The sequence below is a fragment of the Acidisphaera sp. L21 genome, assembly GCF_009765685.1.
Lineage (GTDB): Bacteria > Pseudomonadota > Alphaproteobacteria > Acetobacterales > Acetobacteraceae > LMUY01.
The window spans coordinates 62,458-75,345 of the sequence record NZ_LMUY01000018.1; the positions used below are offsets into that span (position 1 = coordinate 62,458).

General features: G+C 66.1%; 13 protein-coding genes. 3 read left to right on the forward strand and 10 right to left on the reverse strand.

Annotated features, from left to right (window positions below; all coding sequences use genetic code 11):
• Positions 1-22: 22 nt before the first annotated feature.
• The 4 genes from GSQ76_RS05175 to GSQ76_RS05190 form a co-directional block, all read right to left on the reverse strand.
• Positions 23-751, reverse strand: coding sequence for an SH3 domain-containing protein (locus tag GSQ76_RS05175; RefSeq protein WP_158742848.1), 729 nt, complete (start codon positions 749-751; stop codon positions 23-25).
• A gap of 153 nt (positions 752-904) precedes the next feature.
• A complete protein-coding gene (locus tag GSQ76_RS05180) occupies positions 905-2,029 on the reverse strand; it encodes an acyltransferase (RefSeq protein WP_158742849.1) in 1,125 nt (374 codons plus the stop codon).
• Between the two features lie 14 nt (positions 2,030-2,043).
• Complete coding sequence (locus GSQ76_RS05185) at positions 2,044-3,258, reverse strand: alginate O-acetyltransferase AlgX-related protein (RefSeq protein WP_158742850.1); 1,215 nt, start codon at positions 3,256-3,258, stop codon at positions 2,044-2,046.
• A 5-nt stretch (positions 3,259-3,263) separates the two neighbouring features.
• Complete coding sequence (locus tag GSQ76_RS05190) at positions 3,264-4,763, reverse strand: MBOAT family protein (RefSeq protein WP_216850909.1); 1,500 nt, start codon at positions 4,761-4,763, stop codon at positions 3,264-3,266.
• A 67-nt stretch (positions 4,764-4,830) separates the two neighbouring features.
• Here GSQ76_RS05190 and GSQ76_RS05195 point away from each other — a divergent pair, with 67 nt between their 5' ends.
• Genes GSQ76_RS05195 through GSQ76_RS05205 form a run of 3 tightly spaced genes read left to right on the forward strand, consistent with a single transcriptional unit; the run spans position 4,831 to position 7,503 of the window.
• The gene (locus tag GSQ76_RS05195; protein WP_158742851.1) at positions 4,831-5,409 is read left to right on the forward strand and encodes a TMEM175 family protein; all 579 of its coding nucleotides are present in this window, start codon (positions 4,831-4,833) and stop codon (positions 5,407-5,409) included.
• A gap of 40 nt (positions 5,410-5,449) precedes the next feature.
• Complete coding sequence (locus tag GSQ76_RS05200; protein WP_158742852.1) at positions 5,450-6,718, forward strand: MmgE/PrpD family protein; 1,269 nt, start codon at positions 5,450-5,452, stop codon at positions 6,716-6,718.
• Between the two features lie 11 nt (positions 6,719-6,729).
• Positions 6,730-7,503, forward strand: a complete 774-nt coding sequence (locus GSQ76_RS05205) for an SDR family NAD(P)-dependent oxidoreductase (protein ID WP_158742853.1) — start codon at positions 6,730-6,732, stop codon at positions 7,501-7,503.
• A 1-nt stretch (position 7,504) separates the two neighbouring features.
• On the opposite strand, the gene GSQ76_RS05210 is transcribed toward GSQ76_RS05205, so the two are convergent.
• The 6 genes from GSQ76_RS05210 to GSQ76_RS05235 all read right to left on the reverse strand — a co-directional run.
• Positions 7,505-9,013, reverse strand: coding sequence for an acetyl-CoA acetyltransferase (locus tag GSQ76_RS05210; RefSeq protein WP_158742854.1), 1,509 nt, complete (start codon positions 9,011-9,013; stop codon positions 7,505-7,507).
• 9 nt (positions 9,014-9,022) lie between these two features.
• A complete protein-coding gene (locus tag GSQ76_RS05215) occupies positions 9,023-9,484 on the reverse strand; it encodes a MaoC/PaaZ C-terminal domain-containing protein (RefSeq protein ID WP_158742855.1) in 462 nt (153 codons plus the stop codon).
• Entirely contained in the window at positions 9,481-11,037 is a 1,557-nt protein-coding gene (locus tag GSQ76_RS05220; protein ID WP_158742856.1) for an AMP-binding protein, read from the reverse strand. Before GSQ76_RS05220 ends, GSQ76_RS05215 begins: the two co-directional genes overlap by 4 nt.
• Positions 11,037-11,744 carry an ABC transporter ATP-binding protein gene (locus GSQ76_RS05225; protein ID WP_158742857.1) on the reverse strand — a complete coding sequence of 236 codons (708 nt, stop codon included), beginning with the start codon at positions 11,742-11,744 and terminating at the stop codon, positions 11,037-11,039. The genes GSQ76_RS05220 and GSQ76_RS05225 overlap by 1 nt, the downstream gene beginning before the upstream one ends.
• Complete coding sequence (locus tag GSQ76_RS05230) at positions 11,741-12,478, reverse strand: ABC transporter ATP-binding protein (protein WP_254070249.1); 738 nt, start codon at positions 12,476-12,478, stop codon at positions 11,741-11,743. Before GSQ76_RS05230 ends, GSQ76_RS05225 begins: the two co-directional genes overlap by 4 nt.
• Positions 12,478-12,888 (reverse strand): branched-chain amino acid ABC transporter permease (locus GSQ76_RS05235; RefSeq protein ID WP_174247292.1); only part of this gene is annotated, 411 nt, incomplete at its 5' end. The genes GSQ76_RS05235 and GSQ76_RS05230, both read right to left, overlap by 1 nt.

Here is a 12,888-nt window from a genome sequence, read left to right on the forward strand (position 1 = left end):
CGGCTTTGGCCGCCCCGGTCGTCTACCGTCGCTCCAACATACTTTCATGTACCCAGCCGAACGGCGCCGTATCGCCCACCTGATACCAACCGCCCGGCGCCTGTCCGAAAATCTTCAGCGACGTGCCCTGCGTCACCGTGCGTGTCGTCGGCCCCTTGGGGTCCGAATGCACGTTGGCACTCTGGCGCACCGTCGCCGTGCCCGATGCCTCGGTCGGCACCACCGTGCCCGGCGTCTTGGCACCGGCGGCAGCAACCGGGGTCACGCGCGCGGCGGCTGCACTGGCAGCCGGGTCGGGCACTGCATCCGGCAGCGGCGGTGTGGGGGTGGCGGTGCGGAAGCCAGTTTGCGCCGGGCCACCGTTCTCGTAGCAGTAGGTGACCAGCGCGGCGTAGACCCGGCTCGCCTCGGACGTCGTGGTGCCGATCCGCTGCTCGAACTGGTACTGCATCACCTGTCCATTCTGCTGGGCCGTCACGACCGAGACGAACGGGACGAAGATGTTGCCGTCGTCGGCGAATGGGCTGACCTGGCCGCACACCGCGTAATGCATTGGGGCCGCTTGCGCATAGACCTGCACCCCCCGGAACCGCACCTTCGCCGGTGCTGGTGCCGCAGACTGGATCGTCTGTTCCGCTGCATCCAGCGCCCGCTGCGACAGTGCTGTCGCGGCAGTGGGCGCTGGTCCTGCAGCCTTCTTCTCGTCTTTGCACCCGGCCAGCCCGGCAACCGCCACGGCAGCCACAACCATCCGTATCGCCCTACGGCCAGGCCAGCAATTTGCAGCAGCCACCATGGCGACGATCGTTACCTTTGCTGCTCATGATCGATGCACGAGCCATGTGAGTATGAACCCGGGTTGATACGGCAGATACCACATCTTCACCACTACCCCATCTCCGCTTCAGGCGGGGGTCGCGTGGCCGGGCTGCCGCCCCGTTGCCCGGCGGATCGCCGCCAGCAATGGCCGCTCCAACACGAAATGAGCCGCCAGCCCGATACCAATGGCGAACAGCACCACAACTGGCACCACGAACCGCTGGTCGGCCCGACCCAGCGCCGTCACCCCGATCAGCTTGGCATACACCAGCATCACGAAGACATGCGTGAGATACAACGCGTAGGACGCATCGCCCAGCAGCACTGCGAACCGGGCCGCCACGTTGCGCGGCGGTCCAATCCGCAGTGCGGCGGCGACCATCAAGGCTGCTGGAACGCCCCAGGCGAAGACCCGCGGAAGGCCCGGCAAGCCCGACGTATCGGGATGCCCGACCAGCAGCGGCGCCACGAACAGCAGTGCCGATGCCGCCACGCCCACCGCGACGGCCACCGGCCACGTTTTCCCCACCGCCCGCCACTGGCCGAACGCCCAGGCCAGCCACAACCCCATACAGAACTCCAACGGAATGGGATTCGCGAAAAAGGCCTGGCCTACGCCGCCGGGCCACGCCCCGGCGGCCTGGATGGCGGCGACAATCGCGATCGTAACGCCTGCCGTCGCCAACCAGATCGAGCCGAAGCACAACGCCAGGGCGAACAGCAAATAGAAATAGACTTCGTAGACCAGCGTCCACGCAACGCCCAGCAGTCCATTATCGGTCGGCAGCAGCAGGAACGAAGCCACCAAATCGCCCAGCCCCGGATGATGGCCGCGCATAATGCCCAGCGCCGACGCCGCCAACATGGCGCAGCAGCACAGCCAATAGATTGGATAGATGCGCGTTGCCCGGCGAAACAGAAAGCTGCCCGGCCCGATCGGCTTGCGCCCAGGGCGGAAGCTCACGTGCAGCATGATGAAGCCGCTAATGACGAAGAAGACGTCGACACCCGATGCACCGGACGTGGTGAGCCAATCCGGGCTGAAGCGCCCGGCGGCCCCGTTCGATTCCTCCAGCGCATGATGGGCGACGACCGCCAGGGCCGCAACCGCCCGCAGCATCTGGATGCCATACAACTCCGGCCCGGCCTTCGGCGCAGCGCCAGGATGGGGCCGCCCCGCCTGCGGCACGGCCAGTGTATCGTCGGTCATCGGCGGCACATGTCCTAGCGCTTGGGGGGATGGTCCGCCTCCAGCATGGCCTTGTGGGCGGCAAGCAGATCGTACAGCAGTGGACCATGATTTGATCGTAACGTCAGGACCTCATTTTCCTCCAGGATGACGATTTTGGACTCCGCGATCAGTTTGCGATCCCGTTCGTCCGAAACCACCGGGCCTCTGATGTCGCCCGGGTAGATGGCTTGGTTGGCCACGAAATAGCTGTAGAATCGGACGGTTGGCGGACATGGCAGCTTGTCCAGCGTCCACAGGATTTCGTAAGTAAAGCTGCCACCGACGACCGCCAAATCGGTCGGCGCGCATCCCCAGGCGGGTGGGATCGGCGCCACCTGCGTCTGCGGCGCCTTCCAATCCAGCCGAGGATACGGGACGTTCAGCAGGTCGGTCAGGTCGCGGGAAATGCCGACCGGCGGCGCCATCGTCCAGGTGAAGGTAAAGGGCTGCAGCTTCCACGGCGTGGGCGCCTGGTTGATGCTGTCGATCACGGCCTGCGTCGCCATCGTGGCCGCGACCTCGTTCCAATGCGTCCCACCCAGGGGAAACATCTCGAACGGAAAATTCGGCGCGGCAGCGCGCGTCAGTGCCGCAGCGTCCACGTATCGCACGCCATGCCGATCCAGCGTGGCATCCCATAGCGGCCCGAGCGCATCCCGAGCGGTGGGTGGGGCCGGGCATGGCTGCAGGGCGGGAATGTATTGCGGATATGTGGCCACTTTCGACGGCGTGATGACGTATACGAACACCTTACCCTCGGCCGCATACCACGCTTGGATCTGCGCCAATTGCGCCGCCCATTCATCCGCATGCCGCAGGATTACCTGCGGCTCGCGGAAGCAATATTCATCGACATAGCCCGGCTCCAACAACTGCCGGTGTTTTCCGATAACGACGGTATCGATGCCCGACTGATGCAGCAGCCAGTAGTAAAGCTGGTTCTTGAACTCGACCGCCCAGGTGAGCATTGGCAGGTCATGATCGAACTCGGCCGCAAATGCCTCCCGAAACTGATGCGACCACAGCGCATCAGAGGCATACACTGGCGGCTCCAGCGGGTTTTCCACGCCATGCAGTGCCCCTTCCTGGATCAGCGGCGCGGGCTGTCCAGCCGTCTGGCCGATCCAGTTCACGACCGGGATCAGCCACGGGCAAACCAGCAAGCCCATGCCGAGCAGCACGGGAAGTCGCTGGATCCATTGCGGCATCGGGATCAGAACCGAAAATACAGGAACGGCTTGAACGGATCGGCGGCGGCCTTGCACAGCGACACGGCGAACAGCAGCAGCGTCACCGTCTCCCAGGCGAACCGGCTGCGCGCGGTGGCCATGCTGCCCGCCACCGCCCGGCTAATTTTCGGCAGGCGCGGCCCCAGGGCAATCGCAAGGCCGGCCACCAACGCCACCACCGTATCCGGATTCCACCCAACGGTGCCGCCCCGTAGCGCCGGATGCATCATCGCCACCAGGAACGCCCTCAATTGCGCCATCGACCCGGCGCGAAACACCACCCAGCCGACCATGATGATCACCAACGTGATCGCGTTCGCCAGCACGCGGGGCATCCGGTCCAGCAGCCGCAGCAAGAACAACCGGTCCAGCATAAGGAACAGGCCATTATAGGCGCCCCACAACAGGAACGTCCAAGCGGCCCCGTGCCACAGCCCGGACGCAAGAAAGCACAGCCACAAATTCAGGTAGACCCGCCAAGGTGCCACCCGGTTGCCGCCCAACGGTATATAGAGATAGTCGCGGATCCAGGTGGAGAGCGAGATATGCCAGCGCCGCCAGAACTCTGTGATGCTGCAGGAGATATAGGGCATGTCGAAGTTCTCGCGCAGGCGAAATCCGAACATGCTGGCCAGGCCGATCGCCATATCGGAATAGGCGCTGAAGTCCAGGTAGATCTGCAGCGTAAACAGGATCACGCCCCACCAGGCATCGGCAAATCCTACGCCGATCGGCGGCAAGTCGAACGTGGCGTCCGCCGCGGTGCCCAGCACGTCGGCCAGCATCACCTTCTTGATCACGCCCAGCATGAACCGGCGGAAGCCATCCAGCACCATCGTCTCCCGCGGCGCAGGATGTCTGCGGAATTGCGCCTCGATCTCGTAGTATTTGATGATCGGCCCGGCCAGCAGCTTGGGGAAGAACAGGACGTAGGTCAGGTATTGGGCGAAGCTGCTGGCCGGTGGGCTGCGGCGCCGGGCTACGTCGACCAGGTAGGTGATCTTCTCGAACACCACGAACGATACGCCGATCGGCAGGGCGATCCGCGGCACGTAGGTGACCTCGGCAGGTGCAGCCACCGACAGTACGTTGGCCACCAGGAAGTAGCTGTATTTGTAGACGACCAAGATGGCCAGGTTCGCCACCACGCCCACCGCCATCGCCCAACCGGCACCGCGGGCGATGAACTTGGCCAGACTATAGTCGAGCAGGGCCGAGGCGATGACGACCGGGACGAAACCGGGTTCGCCCCAGGCGTAGAACACCAGGCTGGCCACCAGCAGCAACGGCAACCGGATCCACGCCAACTGCCGGGTCAGCCAGCACAGCCCAAACGTCACGGGCAAAAACAGAAAGAGGAAAAGCGGCTCGTAGAACAGCATTGCTTTGGGCGCGACTAGCGAGCCGTTCCGCCACCAGGGCGAGAGGTGATCCGGTTGGTCGGTCGCGTGAGGCTCGCCAGCGCCATTTCCCTCATGTCGCACGCTCCTGGTTCCGGCCGGCCGGCCATGCCATTGAGGGCAGCGACGCGCTGAAAGGGACCGCCGCAAAGTGACGAAGGAACGGCTGACCGCCTTCACCGACGGGGTGATCGCGGTAATCATCACCATCATGGTGCTGGAGTTGAAGACCCCGCACGACGTAACGTTCGAATCGCTGCGCGAGGTGGCGCCGAAATTCGCCGGCTACGTGCTGAGCTTCGTCTACGTCGCGATCTACTGGAACAATCATCACCATTTCTTCCACCTGGTCGAGCGCGTGAACGGCGCCGTTCTGTGGGCCAACCTGCACCTGCTGTTCTGGATGTCGCTCATCCCGTTCACAACCGACTGGCTGGGCGAACACCCGGGCGCAGCCATTCCCACCGCCATTTACGGTGCCGCCCTGCTGCTGACGGCCACCGCCTGGTTCATCATGCAATGCGCGATCATCCGGTGCCAGGGCCCAGGTTCTCCCCTGGCTGCCGTCATCGGGCGCGATCTGAAGGGCAAGATCGCCCCGGTGTTATATCTGGCCGGGTTCGCCCTGGCATTCATGCGGCCCTGGCTGGCCGATGCCGTCTACGCTGCCGTGGCGCTGATGTGGCTGGTGCCGGATCGCCGGATCGAGGCCGCAATCCGCGAGCCATAACCGCAGTTGCCAGCCGCGGACGCCCGGCGGAGAGTGCGACATGGATCCTGATTCCGCCCTGCTCGCCACCGCCGAATGGCTGTGGTCGACGCCGATCACCACCCTGCCCGACATCGAACACCGCACCCGCCTGCTGTTGCTGGACACACTGGGCTGCGCCATCGCCGGCACGGCGGAGACGGAGATCCAGGCACTTGCCCGCGAACTCGGCCAGGATGGCGCCCTCCGCCTGCCAGGGCTAAACCACGGCCTCTCGCCCGACGCGTTCGCCTTCTGCTTCGCGGCCGGCGCCTGCTGGCACGAGGCATGTGAAGGCCTGGCCGCCGCCCACGGCCGTCCGGGGCTGCACGCCATCCCCGCCGCGCTGGCCCTGTCACCCGGCGCCACCCTGGGGGAGGTGCTGGACGCGGTGGCCGCCGGGTTCGAGATCGGCGGGCGCGTGGGCATCGCCTATCGCATTCGGCCCGGCATGCACGTGGACGGCACCTGGGGCAGCTTCGCCGCCGTCGCAGCGTCCTGCCGCATCGCCGGGATGACGCCCGCGGCCACCGTCGCAGCGCTGAACCATGCCGCCTGCCACCTCCCGTTCAGCCTGTATCGCCCGATCGCCAAGGGCTCCACTGCGCGCAACATGTATGTGGGCCATGGCGCCGTGTTCGGCATGGCCGCGGCGGCCGCCACCCGCGCCGGGCTGGGCGGCCCGCCAGGTAGCATCGCGGAGGCGACCACGCTCGCCCTTGGCAAAGACCTGCCCGCCATCACGCCACCACCGGGCCGCTGGCTACTGCCGGAGGGCTACCTGAAATTCTACGCCGCGGTAAAACACGTGCATTACGGCGCCCTCGCCGCCGCCCGCTGGCACGCCGAACGGCGTGACCCGGCCACAATCGACCGCATCGTGCTGACCATCTACGAGGAAGCCCAAACCTATTGCGGCAACCGTCACCCCAACAGCCCGATCCAGGCCCAGTTCAGCCTGTCCTATGGCCTGGCCTGGACATTGCTGCATGGCGACCTCACCCCCACCGCCTACGCTCACCTCGATGACCCGGCGGTGCAACGGCTGGAGGAATTGGTTGAGATCCGCACCCGCCCCGACACTGTCCGCAGTTGCGACCTGGCGATCGGCACCGACTGGACCACCCATGTCGACAGCGTGCCCGGCGACCCCGGCCGTCCAATGGATTCCGACATCGTCACCGCCAAATTCCGCACCTACGCCATCCCGGTGATCGGCGCCGATCACACCGAACGCCTGTTGGCACGGCTGCTGCACGGTGGCGCGCACGAGGCGTTCACCCTGGACTGAAAGAGGCCCCCATGCCGACCGAACCCAATCGTGCCCAACCACTCGCCGGACAGGTCGCCCTTGTTACTGGCGCCCAGCAGGGCATCGGCCGCGCCATTGCCGTGGAATACGCCGCGGCCGGGGCGGATGTCGCCATCAACTACTTGGACGACCAGGGAGCCGCCGAGGCAGTCGCCGCCGAAATCCGCGCCCTCGGCCGTCGCGCCGTGCTGTTGCAGGGCGACGTGTCGGTGGTGGCGCAAGCCGGTGCGATGGTCGCGCAGGCTGCCGAGCAGCTGGGCCGGCTGGACGTGCTGGTGAACAACGCCGGCGTCTATCCCCGCGTGCCCATGCTGGAAATGCGGGAATCCGACTGGGACTACGTGCTGGACGTGAATTTGAAGGGCACGTTCTTCTGCAGCCAGGCCGCTGGCCGCGTGATGGTCGCGACCGGCACGCATGGGGCGATCATCAGCCTCACCTCCCGCTCCATCGGCGGGGCCGTGCGCGGCACGCATTACTCCGCCAGCAAGGGCGGCCTCGTCTCGCTCACCCGTGCCATGGCGCTGGAACTGGCGCCGCACCGCATCCGCGTCAATGCCATCGCACCGGGCCTGACGGACACGGCGCAACCCCGCTACGGCATGTCGGAGGGTGAAATCGCCGCAGCGTCCGAAACGATGCCGCTCGGCCGGATGGCGATGCCGCACGACATCGCGCAGACCGCGACCTTCCTGGCCTCATCCGCGAGTTCATTGATGACGGGCCAAATCCTCCACGTGAACAGCGGATCCTACATGCCGTAGACTACGCCTGCCACCGTAGTAGACCGTCACCGCCTGGGCCGACGTGGCCTTGGAGGCCGATCGGGTTGACCGCGTCATCCATCAGCACATCCAACGTCGCGTGATCCTCCGGGGGCACCCGCGCCAACGTGCGGGCCCCGTCGGCCAGGCGTAGCAGGGCGGCGCCGAATGCAATACTGGCATCCGGCCGGAACACGATGGTGAACGTCTCCAGGATTGCGGGACCCTCCGCGGCGTCGGCAATGCGCGGTGCAGCACCGCGGCGACGATCCGCCTCCGCCTGCACGTCGACCGACGCAAACACTGTTTCCGCCGGTGCCGGCGCTGCACCCAGGACAAGCCCGTGGTGCCAGGTGAGATAGCCGCCCTGCGCGTACAGCAATCCAGGCGCATCCGGCGCCGCCCGCAGCGCACGAACGACGCCAGCCGCGCCATGCGTCATGTAATTGCTCAACGGCGCGCCATGGAACGTCAGCCCGCCCGCCGTAGTCGGCACCACTGTATCCGGCAGGCCCAGCGTGCGACACGCCATCTTCGGGACGATTGGGAAGCAGCTATACAACTCCACCGGGCCAAGCGCCCGCCCATCCAGCTGCCGCAGGATCGCGCCCAACACAGCCTCCTGCCCGGCGGCGTGGACGAAGCTGTCGCGCTGCATCCAATCCCTCGGTTCCGAGGCCGCCGCGCCGCCGTGGATGTAGATCATCCGATCCGTCGGCACGCCCGCCGAACGGGCGACAGCCAGGCTGGTCACCAGAATGGCGGCAGCCTGGTTCACCGCCGGGTTGGCCACCATCAGCTTGGGATACGGCCAGGCAATGGGGCGGTTGGCTGGCCCGGCGGCAGCTATCTCCGCAGCGGGCACGGCGCGTTGCATCCAGGCAATCGGATTCACCGACGCAACCTGGGATAGGCGGGTCCAAAGTTCTGCCGATTCAGTACGACCCTGCGCCGGAGTCTGGCCCCAAGCAGCCTGGCTCGCGTTCTCATACAGCGGATACACGGTGATCGGCTCGGTGATGCCATGCGCCCGCGCCAATGGATGCAGGTAATCCCGGTTGCGCGCCGGCAGCCACGCGCCGTTGCTTGCCTGGCTGCCGCCCGCGGTCCAGTTCAGCGCGACGCCATTCCGTCTAGCCCAGGTGGCGGTGTAACTTGCCTCTGCACCACATACCGCCGCCACTTCGCTTTCCCCACGGGCGATGCGCTGGGCGGCCTCGTGCAGGAACTGAATCGGGGTTTGGCCGCCGACCTTGCCATATCGTTGCCTGGCCGGCCGCGCTCCCACTGTCTGGCTCAGCAGCGCAGGTAGATCGTCGTACTGCCAGGACACGACGTTGACCACGTCCAGCGAATCCAGGCGCTCCAGCAGCGCCGCCCCGGCATCGTCCTGCGCCCGGCGCAACGCGGCGGCCATCAGCGCCAGCGGCTCCTGCCCGCTCGACGGGTCGGCAGGGCGGTCCTTCACCTCCCCGATGCCGACGATTACCGGGATGCACGTCGGGTCCATAGGCCGGGCCTACGCCGGGTCCGGTCGCCGCCGCACCAGCACGTCGGACAGCATTTCCTGCGCCACTTCGCCGCCATGCTTCACCAACTCGAACTTGCGTCCCACCACGCCGCGCGTGCCATCCTTTGTCAGCCGAACCGCCAGGATGGTCAGCCGCATATGCACGGTATCGTTCACCAGCAGCGGCTTCAGGAAGTTCAGTTGGGATATGTTCAGCATCGCAATCGCGCTGCCGTCGAAAATGCCGAGCTGCTGCATGAAGCCGGTCATGATCGCCGGGCCATACAACCCATGCACTAGGCGCTTGCCATAGGACGTGGTCTTGGCGAACTCCTCATCCACATGCACCGGGTTCCAATCGCCGGACAGCATGGCGAACAGCGTCAAATCCGCCTCGGTGATGGTGCGGGCGGAACTGGTGAATACCTGGCCCGGCTCAAAATCCTCGACATACATCGCGTGGCCGGTCATGCGGCGGTCTCCTGCATCAACGCATCCGCCATTTCACGCAGGCGCACGCGTTGGATCTTCAGCCCGTTCGGGCTATCGGTGGTGGGGAATGAATCGACCGGTACGATGCGCGCAGGCACCTTGAACCGGGCGATGTTTTCGCGGCATTGCGCCATCATGGTTGCTTCGTTGAGAGTGGCACCAGCATGCGCAGTCACGAAGGCGACCGGCACCTTGTCACCGCCCTTGCGCGCCGCCACCACCTGCGCCCCGGCCACGCCGGGCAGGCCCACCAGAAAACCCTCGATCTCCTCCGGGTTCACCATGAATCCGCCCAGTCGCAGCGTGTCGCCCAGACGTGCCTCAAAGACAAAACTGTCGCCGTCGATATGGCCCAGATCGCCGCTGCGGAAAAACCCATCTACCGTCCGCGCCTTTGCCGTGGCTGCTTCATTGCCCAGATATTCCACGAACAGCGACGGCGCCCGAAAGCACAGCTCCCCAGATTGACCGGGCGCCAGCACATCCCCCGTCTCCGGATCACGCACCGACACCTCGGCCACCGGGCAGTTGGGCCTGCCGCCGCCAAACAATCGGTTCGCCCCGTGCGAAACCGAAAACAGCGCTTGCACTTCTGAACTGCCATATACGCCCGCTGGCCCCAGCCCGATCTTTGCCGCCTCCGCTGCCGTAAGCGTCGCTGTGGCATGGAAGGCGGCGAACCCGAATAGCTGCATCGTGGCGAACCGCTCGCCACCGGCCGCCGCGACAATCCGCGCGATCATGTCGTCACCACCCACGGCGTGAGTGATGCGATGCTGCCGGATCAGCGCCACGGCCGCTGCACCATCGAACCGGTCCATGCACACCACATGGCCGCCCCCTGCCACCATGGCCATCGCCGCCGCATTGCCGAACGTCCCGCATAGCGGCACCGCGGACAGCAGCGCCGCACCCGGCTGGTCCGTCCCGATCGCACGCATCACGTCCGTTGCGTGGCCAGCAATGCTGCGTTGGTTGTGCAGCACCAGCTTCGGCCCGCTGGTCGTGCCGGAGGTCGTGAACGTCAAGCAGGGTGAGTCCGGGGTCGCCGCATCGGGCACCGTGCCGCTGCCGCCAAGCTTTTGCACCGGCACCCCGGCAATCGCCGACACGCCGCCGGGCAGATTGCGCCCGACCACGAGGCGTAGGCCCGCCCTATCCTCTGCTGGCAGCCCCGCCAGGATGGCCGGAAAGTCCACCGGCTCGAAACCCCACTCCGTCACCAGCACCGTCGCGGCGGAGCGTTGCAGCAGGCTGCCGACTTCCGACGCGCGAAACCGCGTGTTCACGTGGATGGACAGCGCACCCAGCCGGGCATTGGCGAAGATCACCGCCAAGTAGTCGGCGCTATTCGGCAGCCACAGCGCCGCCCGGTCACCCGGCAGCACCCCGGCCGCGTGAAGCTGCGCCGCCAGCCCTTCCACCCGGGCAGCGAAGTCCGCCCAATTCAGCGTGCCAGTGCCGTCCGTCACCGCGGCGCCATGCGGGTTGCGGGAAGCACCCGCCGCCAGAACCGAGGACAGGGTTGTCATCAGAAAAGCTCCATCAACCTGGCATGGTCGGCCAGATCGGCCGGCACGCCCTCGAAGATGACGCGGCCCGATTTCATCACCACCACCGCATCGGAGACCACGAAGGCCTCATGCACATTCTGCTCCACCAACAGGATCGACATGCCACGTTGCTGTTGCAAGGCGCGCACTGGGGCCAGCAGATCCTGGAACAGCTTCGGCGCCAACCCGATCGACGGCTCGTCCAACAACAGAATCTCCGGCCGGGACAACAGCGCCCGCCCGATCGACACCATCTGCTGCTGCCCGCCCGACAACGTGCCCGCTCGGCGCTTCCACGTATCGCGCAACACTGGCAGCACGGCCAACACCTCGTCGGTCCGCGCCGTCTCCTCCCCGCCCTTCAACCCGGCGGACCAGGCGGCCAGCGTGAAGGTCTCCGCCACCGTCAGCCCGGGGAACACGCCCCGACCCTCCGGCACATAGGCGACGCCTGCCTTGGCCATCCCCGCCGGCGTCGGTCGCACCACCACGCCATTCAGTTCGATCCGGCCACTGGACGGATGGATCAGTCCGAACAGCAGCTTCATCAGCGTGGATTTTCCGGCGCCGTTATGGCCGATCAGGCACAACACCTTGCCCTTCTCCAGCACCAGGTCGATCTCCTCCAGCACGGTGCGCCCAGCATAGCCCGCCACCAGGCCGCGCGCTGCCAACGCCGCGCTCATCCGCGACGCTCCCCGAAATAGATCGCGCGCAAGGCCGGGTTCTGCATGATCTCCGCCGGTTCGCCCTCCGCCAGTTTGCAGCCCTGGTCCAGAAAGGCGATGCGGTCGGAAATCTCAGTCACGACGTCCAGATTATGCTCGATCAGGCAGATCGTCACGCCATCCGCCACCGCCCCGCGTAGCAACGCCGTGAACCGGCTGCGCGACGACAGATCCAGTCCAGAAGCCGGCTCGTCCAGCAACCAGATGCGTGAGCCGGTGGCCAGAATACGCGCCAGGGACAGGAATTTCGCCTCGGCATAGGACAGATCTACTGCGCGGGCATTCGCCAGGGGCAATAGGCCGGTCCTTTCCAATGCTGCCTCGGCCGCGTCGCGCCGGGCCTTGCCGGCGCCCGGCTGCCAGAACCAGGCCCGGCTTTCGATACTCGCCAGCACGTTGTCGCGGACGGTCATGTGGGTGAACAGCCGCAGATCCTGGAAGCTGCGGGCAATGCCCAATCGGGCGACGCGATGCGGCGCCATGCCGGTAATGCTACGCCCCTCCAGGCTCACCTGCCCGGCATCGGGCATCAAATTTCCCGTCACCATGTTGAACAGCGTGGTCTTGCCCGCGCCGTTCGGCCCCACCAGCGCGGTGATGACGCCCTGGTGCAGTTCCATATCCATGCCCTGCACCGCGGCCCGCCCGCCGAATTGTTTCGACAGGCCGGCGATCGTCAACAATGCCGCCATCAGCGCCGCCCGGCCAGGCCGGCAGGGCGAAAGATCATCAGCAGCGTCATCGCCAATCCGTAGATCAGTTGCTGGACCGACCCGATATCGGTTGGTGGGATAAACGGCAGGAACGTCAGCGCCGCTGGCAGCAGCAACAGCAATACCGCGCCCACAAGCGGCCCCGCCAGCGTGCCCACGCCGCCGATGATCACCATCGCCAGCAGCAGGATCGATTGCTCCAACGTGAAGCTTTCGACGTTGATGAACGCCTCCTGAAATGCGAATAGCGCCCCCGCCAACCCGGCCATGGCGCAGCCAATCGCCACCGCCTGCGTTTTCAGCACTGCCACATCCTTGCCGAACGCGCGGGCCGCGCTCTCGCTATCCCGCAGCGCCATCAGGGAACGGCCGAAGCTACCGCGCATCAG